Annotated in this window: 16 protein-coding genes; 7 read left to right on the forward strand and 9 right to left on the reverse strand. The window is 74.9% G+C overall.

What is annotated here, in order from left to right:
* Positions 1 to 35: 35 nt before the first annotated feature.
* From A8713_RS13350 to A8713_RS13360, 3 genes are all read right to left on the reverse strand, one after another.
* On the reverse strand, positions 36 to 608 hold the full coding sequence (locus tag A8713_RS13350) for a L,D-transpeptidase (protein WP_064533706.1): 573 nt from the start codon (positions 606 to 608) through the stop codon (positions 36 to 38).
* Positions 609 to 690: 82 nt separating this feature from the next.
* The gene (locus A8713_RS13355; RefSeq protein ID WP_064533707.1) at positions 691 to 3,276 is read right to left on the reverse strand and encodes a bifunctional FO biosynthesis protein CofGH; all 2,586 of its coding nucleotides are present in this window, start codon (positions 3,274 to 3,276) and stop codon (positions 691 to 693) included.
* 77 nt (positions 3,277 to 3,353) lie between these two features.
* Positions 3,354 to 3,704, reverse strand: a complete 351-nt coding sequence (locus A8713_RS13360; RefSeq protein ID WP_237305359.1) for a PadR family transcriptional regulator — start codon at positions 3,702 to 3,704, stop codon at positions 3,354 to 3,356.
* A 597-nt stretch (positions 3,705 to 4,301) separates the two neighbouring features.
* Here A8713_RS13360 and A8713_RS13365 point away from each other — a divergent pair.
* The 3 genes from A8713_RS13365 (at position 4,302) to A8713_RS13375 (ending at position 8,222) form a co-directional block, all read left to right on the forward strand.
* Positions 4,302 to 4,706, forward strand: a complete 405-nt coding sequence (locus A8713_RS13365; protein WP_064533708.1) for a nitroreductase/quinone reductase family protein — start codon at positions 4,302 to 4,304, stop codon at positions 4,704 to 4,706.
* Between the two features lie 175 nt (positions 4,707 to 4,881).
* Complete coding sequence (locus tag A8713_RS13370; RefSeq protein WP_064533709.1) at positions 4,882 to 7,821, forward strand: AfsR/SARP family transcriptional regulator; 2,940 nt, start codon at positions 4,882 to 4,884, stop codon at positions 7,819 to 7,821.
* A gap of 215 nt (positions 7,822 to 8,036) precedes the next feature.
* Positions 8,037 to 8,222 (forward strand): hypothetical protein, encoded by a 186-nt coding sequence (locus tag A8713_RS13375; RefSeq protein WP_018567139.1) that lies wholly within the window; start codon positions 8,037 to 8,039, stop codon positions 8,220 to 8,222.
* A gap of 75 nt (positions 8,223 to 8,297) precedes the next feature.
* On the opposite strand, the gene A8713_RS13380 is transcribed toward A8713_RS13375, so the two are convergent.
* Positions 8,298 to 10,664: an outer membrane protein assembly factor BamB family protein gene (locus tag A8713_RS13380; RefSeq protein WP_064533710.1), complete on the reverse strand. Its 2,367-nt coding sequence runs from the start codon at positions 10,662 to 10,664 to the stop codon at positions 8,298 to 8,300.
* Positions 10,665 to 10,898: 234 nt separating this feature from the next.
* The gene (locus A8713_RS13385; protein ID WP_064533711.1) at positions 10,899 to 11,627 is read right to left on the reverse strand and encodes a VOC family protein; all 729 of its coding nucleotides are present in this window, start codon (positions 11,625 to 11,627) and stop codon (positions 10,899 to 10,901) included.
* A gap of 134 nt (positions 11,628 to 11,761) precedes the next feature.
* Between A8713_RS13385 and A8713_RS13390 the strand changes: the two genes are divergently transcribed.
* Positions 11,762 to 12,397 (forward strand): TetR family transcriptional regulator, encoded by a 636-nt coding sequence (locus A8713_RS13390; protein WP_064533712.1) that lies wholly within the window; start codon positions 11,762 to 11,764, stop codon positions 12,395 to 12,397.
* A gap of 127 nt (positions 12,398 to 12,524) precedes the next feature.
* Here the strand turns inward: A8713_RS13390 and A8713_RS13395 are convergent, their stop codons facing one another.
* Complete coding sequence (locus A8713_RS13395) at positions 12,525 to 13,946, reverse strand: hypothetical protein (protein ID WP_237305360.1); 1,422 nt, start codon at positions 13,944 to 13,946, stop codon at positions 12,525 to 12,527.
* Positions 13,947 to 14,121: 175 nt separating this feature from the next.
* On the opposite strand from A8713_RS13395, the gene A8713_RS13400 reads away from it, so the two are divergent.
* A complete protein-coding gene (locus A8713_RS13400; protein ID WP_064533713.1) occupies positions 14,122 to 14,817 on the forward strand; it encodes a pyridoxine/pyridoxamine 5'-phosphate oxidase in 696 nt (231 codons plus the stop codon).
* A gap of 94 nt (positions 14,818 to 14,911) precedes the next feature.
* On the opposite strand, the gene A8713_RS13405 is transcribed toward A8713_RS13400, so the two are convergent.
* Complete coding sequence (locus A8713_RS13405) at positions 14,912 to 15,793, reverse strand: GNAT family N-acetyltransferase (RefSeq protein ID WP_064533714.1); 882 nt, start codon at positions 15,791 to 15,793, stop codon at positions 14,912 to 14,914.
* Positions 15,794 to 15,860: 67 nt separating this feature from the next.
* A complete protein-coding gene (locus A8713_RS13410; RefSeq protein WP_064533715.1) occupies positions 15,861 to 16,463 on the reverse strand; it encodes a GNAT family N-acetyltransferase in 603 nt (200 codons plus the stop codon).
* 168 nt (positions 16,464 to 16,631) lie between these two features.
* Here A8713_RS13410 and A8713_RS13415 point away from each other — a divergent pair, with 168 nt between their 5' ends.
* Entirely contained in the window at positions 16,632 to 17,858 is a 1,227-nt protein-coding gene (locus tag A8713_RS13415; RefSeq protein ID WP_064533716.1) for a flavin-containing monooxygenase, read from the forward strand.
* 40 nt (positions 17,859 to 17,898) lie between these two features.
* On the opposite strand, the gene A8713_RS13420 is transcribed toward A8713_RS13415, so the two are convergent.
* Entirely contained in the window at positions 17,899 to 19,224 is a 1,326-nt protein-coding gene (locus tag A8713_RS13420; protein ID WP_064537492.1) for an MFS transporter, read from the reverse strand.
* 71 nt (positions 19,225 to 19,295) lie between these two features.
* On the opposite strand from A8713_RS13420, the gene A8713_RS13425 reads away from it, so the two are divergent.
* Positions 19,296 to 20,390 (forward strand): GlxA family transcriptional regulator, encoded by a 1,095-nt coding sequence (locus A8713_RS13425; protein ID WP_237305361.1) that lies wholly within the window; start codon positions 19,296 to 19,298, stop codon positions 20,388 to 20,390.
* Positions 20,391 to 20,458 lie beyond the last annotated feature (68 nt).

Here is a 20,458-nt window from a genome sequence, read left to right on the forward strand (position 1 = left end):
GATTCCGGCCGGGGACCGGGGCCGGGGCCCGCGCGTCAGTCGACCACCACCACCCGCGTGCCCTTGCCCGCGAAGTCCCACAGGGCCGTGCCGTCCTCCTTGCCGGTGCGGACGCCGCCCGTCTTGATGCCCTCGGCGACCGGTGGCGGCGAGGAGCCGTCGACGGCGTTGCTGAAGGCGACGAAGACGCCCGACTTGCCCGCGAAGTACATGATGTGCTCGATCTCCACGCCGTCCGAGCCCTTCGTGGGGTCGGCGACCCGCTGGGAGATCGCGTAGGCGCCCGGGTCGGGGCTGACCGTGCCGGGCCAGACGGGGAACGTCCGGGAGGGCATGCCGCGTTCGTCCATCAGCCAGACGCGCTTCTGGCCGAGCGAGTAGACGACGCGGCGGCCGGTGCCCGAGCCGGTCGGGGCCGCGGGCGGCGCGGTGTGCTTGGGGGCGGCGGCCGGCGGGTGCTTGCCCGCGGAGGCCGAGGCGCTCGGGCGGGGCCCGGCGGCGACAGGGTGCGGGCCCTGGTCCGCCTGGGCCGCGAGGGCGCCGACCGCGACGACCGCCCCGACGGTGAGGCCGCTGACCCAGGCCCACGAAGGTATTCGGGCAGGCATGGGCACGCATCTCCTCGGCTACTCAGCTGTTCGGCCCCGGGAACCGTCGGCTCATCGTACTGTGGGCCGCCTCCCGCGCGGTTCAGTCCAGCACGGGCAGCAGCCGCGGCAGATGGCCGTCGGAGGCGGCCGCCGCGCGCTGCCGCTCCTCGGGGACCTCGCCGTAGAGGGTGGTGCGCGGTTTCGCGGGCCGGCCGGCCGCCGCGGCGACCTCGATCAGGTCCTTGACCGACTTGTAGGAGCCGTAGGAGGAGCCCGCCATCCGGGAGATGGTCTCCTCCATGAGGGTCCCGCCGAGGTCGTTGGCGCCGGAGCGCAGCATCTCGGCGGCGCCCTCCGTGCCCAGTTTGACCCAGCTCGTCTGGATGTTGGGGATCCAGGGGTGCAGCAGCAGCCGGGCCATCGCGGTGACCGCGCGGTTGTCGCGGACCGTGGGGCCGGGGCGGGCGATGCCGGCCAGGTAGACGGGCGCGTTGGTGTGGATGAAGGGCAGCGTCACGAACTCGGTGAACCCGCCCGTGCGCTGCTGGATCCCGGCCAGCGTGCGCAGGTGGCCGAGCCAGTGGCGGGGCTGGTCGACATGGCCGTACATCATCGTCGACGAGGAGCGGATGCCCAGCTCGTGCGCGGTGGTCACCACCTCGATCCAGGTGGCGGTGGGCAGTTTGCCCTTGGTCAGCACCCAGCGGACCTCGTCGTCCAGGATCTCCGCGGCGGTGCCGGGGATGCTGTCCAGGCCCGCCTCCTTGGCCGCCGTCAGCCACTCGCGGATCGACAGCCCGGTGCGGGAGGCGCCGTTGACCACCTCCATCGGCGAGAAGGCGTGCACATGCATGCCCGGGACGCGTTCCCTGACCGCGCGCGCGATGTCGAAGTACGCGGTGCCGGGCAGGTCCGGGTGGATGCCGCCCTGCATGCAGACCTCCACCGCGCCCACCTCCCATGCCTGCTGGGCGCGGTCGGCGACCTGGTCCAGGGAGAGGGTGTAGGCGTCGGCGTCGGTGCGGCGCTGGGCGAACGCGCAGAAGCGGCAGCCGGTGTAGCAGACGTTGGTGAAGTTGATGTTGCGGGTGACGATGTACGTCACGTCGTCGCCCACCGCCGACCTGCGGACATCGTCCGCGATCCGGGTGAGGGCGTCCAGCGCGGGCCCGTCCGCGTGCAGCAGGGCCAGCGCCTCGGCGTCGGTCAGCCGCGTCGGGTCGTCGGCCGCGGTGCGCAGCGCCTCGCGTACGTCGGTGTCGATGCGCTCGGGCACCATGCCGGGCGCCGCCGCCTCGCGCAGGGCCTCCCAGTCGCCGTAGACCTCGTCGAAGTCGCCGCGCCGGTCGCCGGTGCGGCCCTCGGTGTCGACGGCGGTGTGCAGGTCGGTGCGGCCGGACGCGGTGAACGCCTCGTCGGGCTCCTGCCAGGGGCGGCCCTCGACGACGGCGTCCTCGCGGGCCAGTCCGGTCTCCGGGTCGGCGAGGGCGCCGACGTGCGGGAGCAGTCGCGGGTCGAGCCAGGGTTCGCCGCGGGTGACGAACTCCGGGTAGACGCAGAGCCGTTCGCGCAGTTCGAAGCCGGCGGCGGCGGAGCGCTCGCGCAACTGGTCGATCTGCGGCCAGGGGCGCTCGGGGTTGACGTGGTCGATGGTGAGCGGGGAGACGCCGCCCCAGTCGTCGATGCCGGCCTCGATGAGGCGTTCGTACTCGCCGTCGACCAGGTTGGGCGGGGCCTGGAGGCAGGCGGCGGGGCCCATGATGTGCCGGGCGACGGCGACGGTGGCGACCAGGTCGTCCAGTTCGGCGTCGGGCATGCCGCGCATCGCCGTGTCCGGCTTGGCGCGGAAGTTCTGGATGATCAGTTCCTGGATGCCGTGGTGGGCACGGGCGACCTTGCGCAGCGCGAACAGGGACTCGGCGCGCTCCTCGTGACTCTCGCCGATGCCGATGAGGATCCCGGAGGTGAAGGGGACGGAGGAGCGTCCGGCGTCCTCCAGGACCCGCAGCCGCACGGCGGGTTCCTTGTCCGGGGAGCCGTGGTGGGGGCCGCCGGGCTCGGACCACAGGCGGGTCGCGGTGGTCTCCAGCATCATGCCCATGGACGGGGCGACGGGCTTGAGGCGCTGGAAGTCCGTCCAGCTCATGACGCCCGGGTTGAGGTGCGGCAGCAGGCCGGTCTCCTCCAGGATGCGGACGGAGATCGCGCGGACGTAGGCGATGGTGTCGTCGTAGCCGTGCGCGTCGAGCCATTCGCGCGCCTCGGGCCAGCGGTCCTCCGGCTTGTCGCCGAGGGTGATGAGGGCTTCCTTGCAGCCGAGCGCGGCGCCCCGGCGGGCGATGTCCAGCACCTCGTCCGGGGACATGAACATCCCGTGCCCGGCCCGGCGCAGCTTGCCGGGGACGGTGACGAAGGTGCAGTAGTGGCACTTGTCCCGGCACAGCCGGGTCAGCGGGACGAAGACGCTCTTGGAGTAGGTGATGACGCCGGGCCGCCCGGCGGCGTCGAGCCCGGCGTCGCGCACCCGGGCGGCGGAGGCGACGAGGTCGCGCAGGTGTTCGCCGCGGGCCTGGAGCAGCACCGCCGCCTCGGCGACGTCGAGCGCGACCCCGTCCCGCGCGCGTTTGAGGGCGCGGCGCAGGGAGTTCTCGGTGGGGCCGGTTCCGGAGGTCGCGGAAGTCGTCATCCTCCGAGCATACGAGTGCGCTGATCACATGCGCCGATCACGGCGGGCGGGCGCGACCGCGCCGCCCGGCCTCCCGCTCACTCGATCTGGTCCGCCGCCCACTCGGCCCACTCGCGGCGCATGGCGTTGAAGCGCAGTCCGTACTCCAGGGCGATGCGGCCGTGCACGGAGAGGCTGTCGTCGCCCCAGTCGATGGACTCGGTGAGCCGACGCAGCTCGTCGTGCTCGCGCTCGGACATCTCGGCGAGGCCGGCGAGGTAGGCGCGGCCCCGCGCGGGGGTGAGCACGCCGAGGAAGAAGACGCGCAGCAGGATGTCGCTGCGGACGGTGCGCTGGGGCTCGGTCGCGGTGAGCCAGTGGCGCAGTTCGGCCAGTCCGCCACCGGTGAGGGCGTACTCCTTGCGGCCCCGGAGACCCTCGGCCGCCACCTCGATCAGTCCGGCGCCGGCGAGCTTGGCCAGTTCCGTGTAGATCTGGCTCTGGGTGGCCGGCCAGACGTTGGCCGTTCACCCTGGGCATCGCCAAGCGCGGCACGCCGCGCGAGGTGTGGGGACTGAAGCCGTTCATCCGGACCAACACCGTCATCACCGCCGTGTGGACCGCCGCCTTCACCGTGACCGCCGTCGTCCTCGCCCTGCTGGGCCACACCGGGCACGCCCACTCCGCCCTCGCCACCACCTCCAGATCGCCGGCTTCGCGATCCCGATGGCCTTCACCGTCCGCTACGTCGCCCACGTCCAGGCCGAGGCCCGCGCCGCCGGCCGGGCGACCCGGTGACCGCCCGTCACCGAGGAACCGGCCGCGTACGGCCTGCCGGTCAGTACGCCGTCGACCCCGGCCGCGACCTCGCCGCCCTGGGTCCGTACGCCCTCGACGGGCGGCCGACCGCCGCCACGACCGCCCGCCCCAGGACGTGGCCGGACACCGGCGAACTGCCCGCCCGCCCGCGTCCCCTTCGGCCTCCACGGCAACCGGCTCGCCGGTCCCCGGCCCCGGAACGCGCCACCGGTCTACGCTGACGCACCATGACCCGTCTGACCCGTCACAGCGACCTGAAGCACCGGATGGTCACCCGCTTCCAGCGGTACGTCGCCAACCCGGTCACCCGGCGCCTCCCGCTCCAGACCCTGCTGGAGACCACCGGACGCGTCTCCGGCCTGCCCCGCCGCACCCCCGTCGGCGGGCGCCGCACCGGTGCGTCCTTCTGGATCGTCTCCGAGTTCGGCACCCGCTCCCAGTACGTGCGCAACATCCAGGCCGACCCCGCGGTCCGGGTCCGTATCGGGGGCCGCTGGCACCGCGGCACCGCGCACCTGCTGCCCGAGGACGACGCGGCGGCCCGGCTGCGCAGCCTGCCCCGGTTCAACAGCGCCGCGGTCCGCGCCTTCGGGACCGACCTGCTGACCGTCCGGGTGGACCTGGCGGACTGAGAGCGCTTGCCACCCGGGCGCGGCCGCTCTCCGGATGCGGAGAGCATGTGTGGGCCTTGTGTCACCGGGCACCACGACCTGTGATCGCTGTCTCCCGGAGCTGACGCATCTGCCATTTAGAAGGCAAACTGACCTATCGAAGAAGGACAGTTCGGCTGGCGGCCAGGGAGCAGCGATGGACGGTGTACCCCGAGTACCTGAGCAGCGGCGTGCCGGGCGGCCGGCGGCGCTGCGCTTCTGCGTACTCGGACCGGTGCGCGCCTGGCGCGGCGAGGAGCCGCTGCCCACCGGGTCGCCGCAGCAGCGCGCCCTGCTCGCCGCGCTGCTGCTGCGCGAGGGCCGCACGGCGACGGCGGCCGAGCTGATCGACGCCCTGTGGGGCGAGGAGCCGCCCTCGCAGGCACTCGCCGCGCTGCGCACCTACGCCTCCCGGCTGCGCAAGGTGCTGGACCCCGGGGTGCTGGTCAGCGAGTCCGGCGGCTACGCCGTACGCGGCCTCGACGCGGGCGCGCTGGACCTGGCCACGGCCCAGGACCTCGGCACGGAGGCGGACAAGGCCCGCGCCGCCGGGGACCTGCACCGGGCGCGGGCACTGCTGGGCCGCGCGCTGCACCTGTGGGACGGCGAGCCGCTGGCCGGGGTGCCCGGCCCGTACGCCGAGGCCCAGCGGGTGCGCCTTGAGGAGTGGCGGCTGCAACTGCTGGAGGCGCGCCTGGACATGGACCTGGAGCAGGCCCGCCACGGCGAGGCCGTCTCGGAGCTGACCGCGCTCACCGCCGCCCACCCGCTGCGCGAACGCCTGCGCGAGCTGCTGATGCTCGCCCTCTACCGCAGCGGGCGGCAGGCCGAGGCGCTGGCCGTCTACGCGGACACCCGGCGGCTGCTCGCCGACGAACTGGGCGTGGACCCGCGCCCGGAGCTGCGCGAGCTCCAGCAGCGGATCCTGCGCGCCGACCCGGCCCTGGCCGAGCCCTCCGCCCCCGCGCCCGAGCCGGTGGCGGCGCAGGTGCGGCCCGCCCAACTGCCCGCGACCGTGCCCGACTTCACCGGCCGCGCGTCCTTCGTCACCGAGCTGAGCGACATGCTGGCCTCGGCCGAGGGCCGGGTGATGGCCGTCTCGGCGCTGGCCGGGATCGGCGGGGTGGGCAAGACGACCCTGGCCGTCCATGTGGCGCACCGGGCCCGCGCGTCCTTCCCCGACGGCCAGCTCTACGTCGACCTCCAGGGCGCGGGCCAGCGGGCGGCCGAACCGGAGACCGTCCTCGGCTCCTTCCTGCGTGCCCTGGGCACCGCCGACTCGGCGATCCCCGACTCGCTGGAGGAGCGGGCCGCCCTGTACCGCTCCGTCCTGGACGGCCGCCGGGTCCTGGTGCTGCTGGACAACGCGCGCGACGCCGCCCAGATCAGACCCCTGCTGCCGGGCACGGAGGGCTGCGCCGCGCTGGTCACCTCCCGGGTGCGGATGGTCGGCCTCGCGGGTGCCCATCTGGTCGACCTGGATGTGATGAGCCCGGAGGAGGCCCTCCAGCTCTTCGTGCGGATCGTCGGCGAGGAGCGGGTGGCGAGCGAGCGCGAGGCGGCTCTCGACGTGGTCGCCGCCTGCGGCTTCCTGCCGCTGGCCATCCGTATCGCGGCCTCCCGGCTGGCCGCCCGGCGCACCTGGACGGTCTCCGTGCTGGCCGCCAAGCTGGCCGACGAGCGCCGCCGCCTGGACGAACTCCAGGCGGGCGACCTGGCGGTGAAGGCCACCTTCGAGCTGGGCTACGGCCAGCTGGAGCCCGCCCAGGCCCGTGCCTTCCGGCTGCTGGGCCTGGCCGACGGCCCGGACATCTCCCTCGCCGCGGCGGCGGCCGTCCTCGACCTGCCCGCCGAGGACACCGAGGACCTGCTCGAAGCGCTCGTCGACACCTCCCTGCTGGAGTCCGCCGCCCCCGGCCGCTACCGCTTCCACGACCTGGTCCGGCTCTACGCCCGCGCGTGCGCCGAACGCGACGAGCAGCCGCCCGGCGAGCGGGACGCGGCGATGTCGCGGCTGCTGGACTTCTACCTGGCCACGGCGGCGGGAGCGTACGCGCTGGAGCGGCCGGGCGACCGGCTGGTGGACCACCTGCACACCGCGCGCCACCCGGGGCTGGTCTTCGAGGACCGGCACAAGGCCCAGGACTGGCTGTACACCGAGGCGGTCTCGCTGCTGGCCTGCGTCCGCCAGTCCACCCAGCCCGCGTTCCTGGAGCGGGCCGTGGACACCCTGTGGGCGGCCGTCGACCTCGCCGAGTCGGGCACCAACTCCAAGGCGTACGAGGGCGTCGCCGCCGCGCTGCGGGACGCGGCCGAACGCGACGCGGCCCCGCGGGCGGAGGCCCGTGCCCTGATCTGCCTCGCCTACGTCCACAGCATCACCGGGCGCTTCGACCTCGCGGTGCGGGCCGCCGAGCACTCCGCGCGGCTGAGCGCCGGCACCGATCCGCTGGCCGCCTGCTGGGCGTACAACACCCTCGGTGTGATCGCGATCTACCAGAAGCGGTTCGAGGACGGCGAGGACCTGCTCACCCGGGCCATCGAGGGCTTCCGCGCCTGCCAGGACCGCGCGGGCGAGGCCAGCGCGCTGTGCAACCTGTCGCGGATCCACCTGGACAGCGGGCGCATCCCCAGCGCGGTGTCGCTGGCCCAGCAGGGCACCGACATGTACGACGACATGGGGCACGCCCTCAAGGGCGCCAACGGCCGCTACGCGCTGGGCCTGGCGCTCACCCAGAGCGGCCGGACCAGCGAGGCGGCGGCCCGGCTCCAGGAAGCGCTCACCGTCTTCCAGGACAGCCGCCAGCAACTGTGGGCGGGCATGACGCTGTTCCGGCTGGCCGAGGTCGACCTCGCCGCCCGGCGGCCCGCGCAGGCCGCGGCGGGCGCCGAACTGGCCCTCGGGGTGCTCCGGGACATCGGCGGCGACTGGCGGCGCGGGAACGTGCTCGTGGTCCTCGGCCGCGCCCTCAGCGGCATCGGGCAGACCGGCCGCGCCCAGGTCTGCTGGCAGGACGCCCTGGCGCTCTACGAGGCGTCGGGCGCGCCGGAGGCCGAGGCGGTCCGGGCGCTGATCAACCCGCTCGCCGTGGCCTGAGGCCACGGGCCGCCCCCAGGCCGGGCGTTCATCGTTTGTTTATCGCCGCACGGCACTCTCGACCTGTCGTTCCGTCGCGTCGGGGGGCAGGCGGAACGGATCAGGGCCGTGCCATAGGGTGAACGGCCCCGAGCAGTCCGCCCGGAGGCCCTCGGGGGAGCCTCCGGGCGGACTGCCCGGCCACCGAACGGAATCCTTGAGACGGGGAAGCGGACATGAGCGACGACGAGAAGAGCAACGGAAACATCCACGCCACCGGCACCAAGCCCGGCGGCGCGGTCAGCGCGAAGAACATCCACGCCACCAGCGAGCCGCTGACCACCCCGAACCCGCTCAAGGCGGACGAGGAAGCCGGCGAGGCGGGCACGGACAACATCCACGCGACGGACGAGAAGGCCTGAGCCGGGTCCGTTCGCACACACGGGGGATCGGCCGCGGCGGCGCGGAGGGGGAGCCGTCGCGGCCGACGTGTGTGTTCAGGCGGTGGTGCGGGCCGTGCCCGTGCCCTTCTCGGCGTCCAGGGCGTAGACGCAGCGGTCCTTGCTGCACGCGTAGACGACGCCGTCGCGGACCACCGGTGAGCCGGTGATCTCGCCGCCGGTCGCCAGCTTCCAGCGCAGCCGGCCGTCGTCGGCCTTGAGCGTGTAGAGCAGGCGGTCGGTGGAGCCGAAGTGGATACGGCCCTCGGCGACCGCCGGGGAGCCGACGATCTCGCCGCCGGACTGGAAGCGCCACTTGGGCGTGCCGGTCACCGCGTCCAGGGTGTAGAGCCCCTTGCCGCTGCCGACGTGCACATGCCCGGCGGCGACCAGGACCGGGTCGACGGAGGCCCGCGCCTCGGTGGCGATCCGCCAGCGGTCGCGGCCGTCGATGGCGTCCAGGGCGTAGACGGTGCCGAGGTAGTCGGCGAGGTAGACGCCGCCGCCGGCGACCGCCGGGCCCGGGACGAAGGCGGGCGGCGAGAGGAAGACGGCGGGCGCCTCGAAGTGCCAGCGGACATGGCCGTTCGCCACGTCGACGGCGAGGACCCGGGTGCCGGCCGAGATGTAGGCGTAGCCGTCGGGTGCCGCCGTGATGCGCACCGGGACGCCGCCGCAGGAGGCCGCGTCCCCGATCGGGTAGGACCAGCGCTCCTCGCCGGTGCGGGCCTCCAGGGCGCGCAGCCGGGCGTCCTGCCAGACGTAGACGGTGCCCTCGTGCAGGGCGGGGCCCGCCTCGGGCGACTCGAAGTCGGTCTGGCAGCCGGTGATCTCCCACAGCTTCTGGCCGCCGGCGGCCTCCCACGCCTGGACGCCGCCGCCGCGGGTGCCGGTGACGACCGTGCCCCGCTCGGCCTGGATCGTGTACACCCAGGCGTCGGTCGGCAGCCGCCACAGGTCGGCGCCGTCGCGGGCGTTCAGCGCGAACAGGGTGGGTCCGTCGGAGGCGTGCACGCGGCCGTCGGCGACCGCCATGGACCAGGCGACGTCCCGGGTCTTGAAGCGGCGGCGGCCGGTGGCCACGTCCAGGGCGTGCACCTCGAAGGAGGTGACGTAGACGAGGTCGGAGGCGACGGCCGGGGTGCCCCAGACGTCGTTGGACATCCGGAAGCGCCAGGGGCGCCAGCCGGGCGCGGTCTCCGGCGGCGCGGCGGACGCGGCCGGGACGACGGGCGCCGCGCCGGGACGGGGCTTGGACCAGGTGGCGGCGAGGCTCGCCTCCGGCGGCGGCGCCTTGACCGCGGCGGCGCGGGCGTCGGCGACGCGCGGGCCGGGGCCGATGGGCGCGGCGGCGCCGGCCAGCCGCACCGGGCCGCTGTCGGGGGCGCCGACCGGCGCGGGCATCGCGGGCAGCGGCGGCGCCTGCGGGGCCGGGACGGCGGGGTCGTAGGAGGGTGGGGGCGGCGGGGCCATCGGGGGCCGGGCGCCGTTCGCCGGGCCGCCCGAGGTGGGCGGCGGCGGGAGGAGGCGTCCGCCGCGGCGGGACTCGATCAGGCCGACCGCCGGGGCGGGCAGCCAGGCGGAGGCGGTGCCGCTGTCGTCGGAGCCGGAGCCGAAGAGGTGCGGCGCGAGCTGCGACTGGAGGTCGGCGGGGGTGGGCCGGGCCGCCAGCTCCATCTGCATGCAGGACTCGATCAGCGGGCGCAGCTCGTCCGGGAGCCCTTCGAGGTCCGGGCCCTCGCGCAGCAGCATGAAGACGGTCTCGACCGGGTTGGCGCCGTGGAAGGGCGGGTGTCCGGTGGCGGCGAAGACGAGCATGGAGCCGAGCGAGAACACATCGCTGGCGCCGGTGACGCTGCGCGAGTCCTTGGCCTGCTCGGGCGACATGTAGGCGGGCGTGCCCACGGCGACGTTCGTCATGGTCAGGCGGGTGTTGGAGACGCCGGAGGCGATACCGAAGTCGATCACCCGCGGCCCGTCCTCGACGACGAGCACGTTGGACGGCTTGAGGTCGCGGTGCACGAGCCCGGCGCCGTGGATGGACTGGAGCGCCTCGGCGACGCCCGCCGCCAGCCAGCGCACCGCCTGCGCGGGCAGCGGCCCGCACTCGGTCACTATCTCCTCCAGCGACGGCGCGGGCACGTAGGCGGTGGCCAGCCAGGGCACGGCGGCGCGCGGGTCGGCGTCCACCACCGCGGCCGTGTAGAAGCCGGAGACCGCCCGCGCCGCCTCCACCTCGCGGGTGAAGCGGACCCGGAAGAGCTGGTCCTCGGCCAGCTCGGTGCGGACCGTCTTGATCGCCACCCGCCGGCCGGACGCCGAGCGCGCGAGATAGACCAGTCCCATGCCGCCGGCGCCCAGCCGTCCCAGCACCTCGAACGGACCGATCCGCCGCGGATCGTGCTGCGTCAGCTGATCCACCACTTGCCTGCCACCTCCCCGTACGAGCCGCGCCACCTCCGTGTGTACGCGGCCCCCGTGCAGCGTCTCACCACCGCACCGCCGTGGCGGCACGCACTCCGATTCTTCCTGGCCGCGGCACTGGTTGCGAACCCGCCGACGAACCGGGATGTCCTGGTGTATTTTCGGCGCGGAATGACGGTTTCCCGCCGTGCGGACGGCGTCAGGTGTCCGACCTTCACCGCCCCGCCATTATCTTCACCGCTCCATGACGGCGAAGGACGCCCCCTGGTCGTCGGCGGCGACCGCGACCTTCCCGTACGACGTCTCGAAGAGCGGCACCTGGACCCGGCCGCCGAGCCGGACGACCGTGTCGAGGGCGGCACCGGCCTCCTCGACCAGGAAGTGGACGAGGAAGTGCGGGGGCATCTCGGCCGGGAAGACGTCCGCGACCGGGGCCCGGCCGAAGTCGGGCCGGGCCCCGGGGCCGAACAGGGCCGCGTGGAAGAGGCCGCCGTAGAAGGTGTTCGCGCCCTCGGTGTCGCGGGTGTAGAGCTGGACCCAGCCGAAGCTGCCCGGCCGGTGGCGGCGGCCGAAGCCCGCGTGCCGCCCCGCCTGCCACAGCCCGAACACGGCGCCCTCCGGACCGGCGGCCAGCACCGCGGTGCCGTACGGGCCGAGCTGCCGGGGCTCGCCGAGGAGCTGCCCGCCGCCCGCCCGGATCCGCCCGGCCAGCGCCCCGAGGTCCGGGGCGGCGAAGTACACCGTCCAGACGGTGGGCATCCGGCCGTCCGACTTCGGGGTGAGCGCCGCGACGGGCTCCCCCTCCAGCAGTGCCACGACGGAGCCGCCGTACGCCTCCTTCTCCTCGAAGGTCCACCCGAAAAGCTCACCGTAGAAGCGCCGCCCCGCGGCGGTGTCGGGGAGCTGTGCGTCCACCCAGCAGGGGACGCCCTCCGTGTACGCGGATGCCCTGTTTTCGGCCATGCCGTCAAAGTAGCCGGGACTGCCGCACCGCGCAGACCAGGCACACCAGCCTCGCAGCGCCCTCGCGACCCATTTGCAGTCGGCCGAATCGCGCTCCCATCACCCCTCGGTAAGCTGACGACATGACAGGACAAGTGCGTACCGTCGACGGCCGCGTGGCCGGCCGGCGTGGGCAGGCGACCCGGCAGAAGCTGCTCGACTGCCTCAGCGAGATGCTCAGCTCCTCCCCCTACCGGGACGTCAAGGTCATCGATGTCGCCCGGAAGGCGGGCACTTCGCCCGCCACCTTCTACCAGTACTTCCCGGACGTCGAGGGCGCCGTCCTGGAGATCGCCGAGCAAATGGCCGCCGAGGGCGCCGATTTGGCCGGGCTGCTCGAAGGCAGGTCCTGGACCGGCAAGGCGGGCTGGCAGACGGCCCAGGAGATCGTCGACGGCTTCCTGGACTTCTGGCGCCGCAACGACGCGATCCTGCGCGTGGTCGACCTCGGGGCGGCCGAGGGCGACAAGCGCTTCTACAAGCTCCGTATGAAGATCCTGAACGCGGTGAACGGCTCCCTCGCGGATTCGGTCGCCGAACTCCAGTCCAAGGGCAAGGTCGACAAGGACGTGAACCCGGCCGCCGTCGCCGGTTCGCTGGTGACGATGCTCGCCGGTGTCGCCTCGCACCAGAAGGGCTTCACCTCCTGGGGCGTGAAGCAGGCCGAACTGAAGCCGAACCTCGCGCTGTTGGTGTACCTGGGCGTCACCGGCAGGAAGCCGACGAGATAGCGGGCCCTCCGGCCCGGCGCTGTCACGGCACCTCCAGGCCACAAGTCCTGTCAGGCAGGCGGCGGTTCACCCGGGTGGACCGCCGCCTGTCGTTCTGCGGGGCGCCGGCCGGTCCGGTCCCCGCTCTTCAGGGGGCGACCGTGACGACGGCCTCGTCGTCGGCCGGGTCGGGGTCGCGGCGGCCGGTGCGCTCCCGGTCGCCGGGCGGGTCCAGCCGGCCCGGCGCGTTGTCCTCGACGCGCACGGTGCCCGTTCCCGGGCCGCCCAGGCGCAGGGTGAACACCAGGGTGTCGGACGCGCCCGGCTCCAGCGACCGCACCGGGCACCTGTAGGACGCGCCGACGTAGGCGCACAGCGGCTCGTAGGCGTCCTCGTCGATCTCCGCCATCGGCTGCGCGGTCACCCGCGCGCCCGGCGGCGGGGTGAACACCATCCGCGCCGCGGCGCCCGGATCGCCGGGACCGCCGTTGCGGACGACCAGACGCAGCTCGCGCTCGGTGCCCGGCGCCCCGTGCAGGGTGACGTCCGAGACCGCGTAGTCGGCGCCCAGCGCGAGGGTCACCGGAACCTGGACCCGGCCCTGCGCGAAGTCGCCGCCCGCGCCTTCGGTGCCGCCGCGCCCCGTGGCCCGGACGTCGGCGGTCAGGGCGGGCCCTTCGCCGCGGTCGCCGCCGGACAGCCACGCGCTGTACTCGCCAGGACCCACGTCCAGCGGCCACACCCGCTGCTCGTACCGCGCGTAGATCTTCGTCCGCGAGGCACGCATGCGCAGGGCGGGCCGTACGACGGCCGTCTGCCCCGGCGCGATCCGCAGCCCGGGGAACCGGCACACGGCGGTGCGCCCGCCGGCCGTCGGATAACGGCAGTTGGCGTACCGCTGCGCGAAGGACCACGAGTCGTCCAGGGACAGCGCGAGGCCCAGGCCCCGGACCGGCAGTTCCCCGGTGTTGCGCACGACGAACGCGCCGGCCACCTCGCTGCCGGGCCGCACGTCCCGCAGCGCTCCGGGCGTCCGCACCTCGGGCACGGGCTCACCGACGACCACCTCGGTGCGCGCCGTGAGCGGTGTGCCGTCCGAGGTCGTGTACGTGAACCGTACGAAGCCCGAGTCGCCCACCCTGCTGCCGCGCGCGGCGACCGGTGTGAACCGCACGTTCCCCGTGCGGTTGAGGGAGCCGCCGGTGACCTCGCAGGCGACGCGGGTGGCGTCGCCCGCGCAGTCCGGGTTGTGCTCGCTCAGCCGCACCGTCTTCTCGGCACCCCGCTCCACCTCGACGGTCAGCCGGTGGGCGCCGGTGGCCGCGTACAGGTGCTGGACCTCGACGGGCAGCGGCGCCTTGTCCTCGACGCCCTTCTTGTCGCCGTAGGGGCGCAGATAGTAGACGTCCGGCGCGGACAGCGCGGCCGGATCGGCCGCGGCGCCGCAGCCGGCCGCCCCCGGCAGCACGGCCAGCAGCGCGAGGACGACGGCCGCCGCCCGTGCCCGCGTCCCGCGCCGCCGCGCCGCTCCTGCCGTGCCGGTGCCGGTGTCCGTGCCGGTGCCGTCCATGGGTGCGCCCCTCCCCCGGGTGGGTCCCGGCCCCCCCGGCCGGTGGGCCAACCTACTGCTCCGCCGCGCCGCCGGGGAACCGGGGCCGGTCCGGCCGGCGGTGCCGGGGTCGGGGTCGGTGCCGGGGTCGGGGTCGGGGTCGGGGTCGGGGTCGGGGTCGGGCGATACTCGGGGCATGGACACCGATCTCGACGCCCTGCTGAGGTCGCTGCGCGTGTGGGACCCGGAGGTCACCCGGCTGCCCGGGTTCGATCCGCGCGAGGCGCCCGCCGACCCCCTGGACCTGTTCACCGAGTGGTTCGCGCAGGCGGTGGCGGCCGGTGAGCGGGAGCCGCACACCATGTCCCTGGCGACGGCCGACGCCGGGGGCGACCCGGACGTACGCGTGGTGATGCTGCACGGCGCCGACGCGCGGGGCTGGGCCTTCGCCACCCACGCGGGCAGCCGCAAGGGCCGCCAGCTGGCCGACCGCCCGCATGCGGCGCTCCTCTTCTACTGGCCCGTGCTGGGCCGCCAGGTCCGGGTGCGCGGCCCGGTCACCGCCGCGCCCCGTGACGAGGCCCGGACGGATCTGCACGCCCGCTCGACGGGGGCGCTGGCCGCCGCCCTCACCGGGGCGCAGAGCGAACTCCTCGGCTCCCTCGGCGAGCTGGACCGGGCCTCGGCCGCGGCCTGGCAGCGCGCCGAGGCCGCACCGGACACGGACGCGCCCTCCTGGACGCTCTACCGGCTGCGCCCCGACGAGGTCGAGTTCTTCCAGGGCGACGCCCGGCGCCGCCATGTCCGCCTGCGCTACCGGGCGCGGGCGGAACAGGAGGAACGGGAAGGACGGGAGGAGAGCGGCTGGGTGCGGGAGCTGCTGTGGCCGTGAGGCCGCTGCCCGGCCCCCGGCGCTCGCACCGGTCCCGCCACCGCCCGGCGCCTTTCGGTCGTCGTCCGGTCGTCGTCCGGTCGTCGTCCGGTCGTCAGCCAGTGAAGGCGTGCACCGCGAAGTCGGAGACCGGGCGGTAGCCGATGCGCTGGTACAGGCCGTTGCTGGTCGGGTTGGCGAGGTCGGTGAAGAGCAGCACCTCGCGGACGCCGTCCGTCCGCGCCGCGGCCCGGCTGACCTCCGCGGTGACGGCGCCCGCGTAGCCGCGGCCCCGCAGGTGCGCGGGTGTGTAGACCGCGTTGACCCGGACCTGGCCGGCGACCGGCGGCGAACTTCCGGCCATGGCGACGGGCGTCCCGTCCGGGGTCTCCCAGAACAGCACGTCACCGCGCTCGGCACGGTCGGCGGCCCAGTCCGCCGGATCGCGGACGGCCGCCTCGCCGACGGCGATACCGAACTCCACGTACCAGCGGGCCAGCAGCTCCCGGTCCGCCGCGCCCGCGGAGCGCGCCCGGCCCGGCGGCGCGGGGCGCGGCGCGGTCAGCTCGCCCAGCCGGTACAGCCGCAGCCGCCGCTGGACGGCGGTGCGGGCGCCGGTGTGCCGCTGCCAGGCCGCGGCGAAGGCGGCGGCCGTGGCGTCGTCGGCGTTCACGCCGGTGAGGCCGCCGCTCCCGGCCTGCTCCCGCCCGGCCAGTCGCGCCGCCAGTACGTCGGCCTCCTGCCCGGTCAGCGCGGTGAGCACCAGCGGATGCGGCGGCGTACGCAGGAACGCCGCCCGCGCGCCGTGCCCGTCCGCTCCCGCCAGCACCCCGAACTCGGGGTCGCTCGCGCCGTACACCCCGGACCCGCGGGCGCGCAGGGTCTCCGTCACGGTCAGGTGCACGGTGTGCTGTGCGGGGCGCGAGCGCAGGAAGTCCCCGGCGCGGTGCAGGAATTCGTCCGGGTCACGGGTGAAGTGCCAGTCGTCGTGGGTCATGCCTCATGCTCCGCCGTCGCGCCCGGAGCCGCCTGTGATTTTTCCGGCGCGGCAACGAGGCGGCGGATCAGGGCAGTTCGGGCTCGGGGTCGGTGGCGAGGCGGGCGTGCAGGTGGCAGTCGCGGAAGGCGTCGTGGCGGCCCGCCTCCCACATGGCGCCGCGCGCGGTGCCCTCGTACGGGTAGCCGCAGCGCTCGGCGACGCGGCAGGACGCCTCGTGCCCGACGGCGTGGTCCAGTTCGAGGCGGTGCAGGCCGAACTCGTCGAAGGCCCAGCGTCCCGCGAGGCGCAGCGCGAGGGTCGCGACGCCGCGGCCCCGGGCCTCGGGCAGCACCCAGTAGCCGACCCGGCCGGACCGCATCGGGCGGCTGAGGACGCTGATCCCGACGTGCCCCAGGGTGGCGCCGGTCGCCTCGTCCGTGACGCAGAAGGGCATGCCCATGCCGCCCGTGGCGTTGTCCAGGTGGGAGGCGAGCGACTCCCGCGCGTCGGCCGGGCCTTGTTCCCTGACCAGCGGGGTGTTCCAGCGCAGGAACTCCGGGTCCGTCCGCCCGCGCAGCCACGCCGCCAGATCGGCCTCGGACTCCAGGTCCCACAGCCGCAGCCGCAGGCCGTGGCCGCCCAGCACGGGAGCGGGGTCGACGAGGGACTTCTCAGATATCTCGGCCATCCGGCCATTGTGGCCGAATCCACCGGGTCCGACACCTGAGTTGTCGCGGGGTAGGGCGCTCCGGCCCCGCACGCGGTCGCACATGATCAAGGCGCACGTGATCAATCCGCAACCAATTCCGGTCTTGACCGAGACCCATCAACCGGGTGCGTGATTACGCTCGCGCTCATGGCCGACTCCCCGTCCACCGCTGCCGCCCCCGCTCCCCCGCCCGTGCCCGCACCCTGGCAGACCGACCGGCCCGTCTACGTCATCGGGGGCGGTCCGGGCGGCCTGGCCGCCGCGTACGCGCTGCGCGCGCGGGGCGTGCGCGCCGTCGTGCTGGAGCGGTCCGACCGGGTCGGAGCCTCCTGGCGGGGGCACTACGACCGGCTGCGCCTGCACACCACCCGCCGGCTCTCCGCGCTGCCCGGACTGCCGATCCCGCGCCGGTTCGGCCGCTGGGTGGCGCGCGACGACGTGGTGCGGTACCTGGAGAAGTACGCCGAGCACCACGAGCTGGAGATCGTGACCGGGGTCGAGGTCTCCCGCGTGGAGCGCACCGCCGACGGCACCGGCTGGCTGCTGCGCGCCACCGGCGGCCGGGAGCTGACGGGCACCGCCGTGGTCGTCGCCACCGGCTACAACCACACGCCCCGCCTGCCCGACTGGCCCGGCCGCGCCGCGTACACCGGCGAGCTGTTGCACGCCTCGGCCTACCGCTCGCCCGGCCCGTACGCCGGCCGGGACGTGCTCGTCGTCGGCATCGGCAACACCGGCGCCGAGATCGCCGTCGACCTGGTGGAGGGCGGCGCCGCGCGGGTGCGGCTGGCCGTGCGCACCGTCCCGCACCTGCTGCGCCGCTCGACCGCCGGGTGGCCCGCGCAGTACACCGGCGTGCTGTGCCGGCGGCTGCCCGTCGCGCTCGTCGACCGGCTCGCCGGACCGCTCGGCCGGCTGAGCGTGCCCGACCTGTCCGCGCACGGCCTGCCCCGCCCGGACACCGGCCTGTACACGCGGGTCGGGCAGGGGGCGATCCCGGTCCAGGACGTCGGTCTGATCGAGGCCGTGCGCACCGGCCGGGTCGAGATCACGGCCGCCGTCGACGGCTTCGAGGACGGCGAGGTCGTCCTCGCCGACGGTGAGCGGATCCGGCCGGACGCGGTCATCGCCGCCACCGGCTACTCCCGCGGCCTTGAGCCCCTGGTCGGGCACCTCGGCGTGCTGGACGAGCGCGGTCGGCCGGTGGTGAGCGGGGCGCGCGCCCCGGCCGGGGCCCCCGGCCTGTACTTCACCGGCTTCACCAACCCCATCAGCGGCATGCTCCGCGAACTGGCCCTGGACGCCCGGAAGATCGCCCGCGCGGTGGCCCGTTACCAGGCTCGTTCCCAGGCTCGTTCCCGCGCCCGCTCCTGAGCGGGCGCGGGGGCGGGGGCGGGCGCCGGGGCGGTACGTCCTAGGCGAGCGCCCCCGCGAGCGCGGCCGGCCGGCGCCGGATCACCAGGGCCATCAGCGCCGCCGCCGCGCACAGCGCCCCGGAGGCGTACCAGACGACGTCGTAGGAGCCGAAGACGTCGCGGGCCACTCCGCCGAGGTAGGCGACGAGTGCCGCGCCGACCTGGTGCGAGGCGAGCACCCAGCCGAAGACGATCGCGCTGTCCTCGCCGTAGTGCTCCCGGCACAGGGCGAGCGTGGGCGGCACGGTGGCGACCCAGTCCAGGCCGTAGAAGACGATGAAGAAGACCATGGGCGGGTGCACGCCCGGCGCGAGCAGCATCGGCAGGAAGAGCAGGGAGACGCCGCGCAGGGCGTAGTAGACCGCGAGCAGCCGGCGCGGCTCGAAGCGGTCGGTGAACCAGCCGGAGGCGATGGTCCCGGCCACGTCGAACACCCCGATGACCGCGAGCAGCGAGGCCGCCGTGGTGACGGGCATGCCGTGGTCGTGGGCGGCGGGCACGAAGTGGGTCTGGATCAGGCCGTTGGTGGAGGCGCCGCAGATCGCGAAGGTGCCGGCCAGCAGCCAGAACGGGCCGGTGCGCACCGCCGAGAACAGCACGGCGAGCGTGCGCCGGGCGGCCCCCGGCACGGGCGGCGGCTTGGGGACGAACTCGGTCGCGCCGTAGGGCCGTACGCCCACGTCGGCCGGGTGGTCGCGGAGCAGCAGCCAGACGAAGGGGACGACGGCGAGGGCCGCGAGGCCGACCGTGACGGCCGCCGGGCGCCAGCCGTGCGACTGGACCGTCCAGGACAGGATGGGCAAGAAGATCAGCTGGCCGGACGCGGAGGCCGCGGTGAGGATGCCGCTGACCAGGCCGCGCCGCTCGGTGAACCAGCGGTTGGTGACGGTCGCGGCGAAGGCCAGCGCCATCGAACCGGAACCGAGGCCCACCAGCAGGCCCCAGCACAGCCACAGCTGCCAGGGCGCGGTCATCCACACGGTCAGGACCGAGCCGACGGCGATCACGACCAGCGCGAAGGCGACCACCCGGCGGATGCCGAAACGGTCCATCAGCGCGGCGGCGAACGGCGCGGTGAGCCCGTACAGCGCCAGGTTGAGCGAGACGGCGACGCCGATCGTGCCGCGCGACCAGCCGAACTCGTCGTGCAGCGGGTCGAAGAGCAGTCCGGGCAGGGACCGGAACGCCGCCGCTCCGATGATGGTGCCGAAGGTGACGGCGGCGACGAACCACGCGCGGTGCACGCGGGCCCGGCGGCGGGGCGGCTGCGGTTCCTCGGTACCGGCCCCGGAGGTGCCGGACGCGGGGTGCGTTGTCTGGGTCACGTCACCCAGCTTCGGGCGTACGCGTCCGCGCAACGAGTGGCCCGAAGGACAGCATTCGTTAGAATCGGGCCATGGACTCCGTCATGGACAGGAACGGCCCGGGGGAGCCGACGGACCCGGGGAAGCCGGGGAAGCCGGGGGGCTCGGGGGGCCGGGGAGGGCACCCGGGCACGTACCGCCCGCACCGCGTCGTCGTGCTCGCGCTGGACGGGCTGCTCCCCTTCGAGCTGGGCATCCCGCACCGGATCTTCGGCCGCCCCTCGGACGCCGCGGGGCGCCCGTTGTACGAGGTGGTCACCTGCTCGGTCCGGGCCCCGGGGCCGGTGCGGACGGACGCCGACTTCTCGATCGTCGTCGAACACGGCCCGGAGGCCCTGGCCGGCGCCGACACCGTGGTCGTCCCGGCCTCGTACGAGAGGGGGCCGCTGTACGAGGAGGGCAGGCTGACCGGGGAGCTGGCCGCCGCGCTGGCCCGGATCCGGCCCGGCACCCGGCTCGCCTCCATCTGCACCGGTGTGTACGTGCTGGCCGCCGCCGGTTATCTGGACGGCCGCCCCGCGACCACCCACTGGGCCGACGCCGAGCGCTTCCAGCGGCTCTTCCCGCGCGTCGACGTCGACGCGGACGTGCTGTTCATCGACGACGGTGACGTGCTGACCTCGGCGGGGGTCGCGGCCGGGATCGACCTGTGCCTGCACATGGTGCGCCGCGACCACGGCACCGCGGTCGCCAACGACGTGGCCCGGCGCACCGTCGTACCACCGCACCGCGACGGCGGGCAGGCGCAGTACATCCACCGGCCGGTGCCGGACGCGCCGGCGTCCGGCACGACCACCGCCCGCGCGTGGGCGCTGGGGCGGCTGCACGAGCCGATCCAGTTGCGCGACATGGCCGAGCAGGAGGCCATGTCGGTACGGACCTTCACCCGCCGCTTCCGCGAGGAGACCGGGGTCAGCCCCGGGCAGTGGCTCACCCGGCAGCGGATCGAACGGGCCCGGCACCTGCTGGAGTCCACGGACCTGTCGGTGGACCAGGTGGCCCAGGAGTCGGGGTTCGGCACGGCCCAGTCGATGCGGCAGCACCTCCAGGCGGCCCTCGGCGTGACGCCGACCGCCTACCGGCGCACCTTCCGGATCACGGGCAGCGCGCCCGTGGCCTCCGCCTGACCGCACGCCCCACCAGCCACACCGGCCCCACCAGCCCCTCCGGCCCCATCAGCCACACCGGCCCCTCC

Origin of the sequence: Streptomyces sp. SAT1, assembly GCF_001654495.1 — a bacterium.
Lineage (GTDB): Bacteria > Actinomycetota > Actinomycetes > Streptomycetales > Streptomycetaceae > Streptomyces > Streptomyces andamanensis.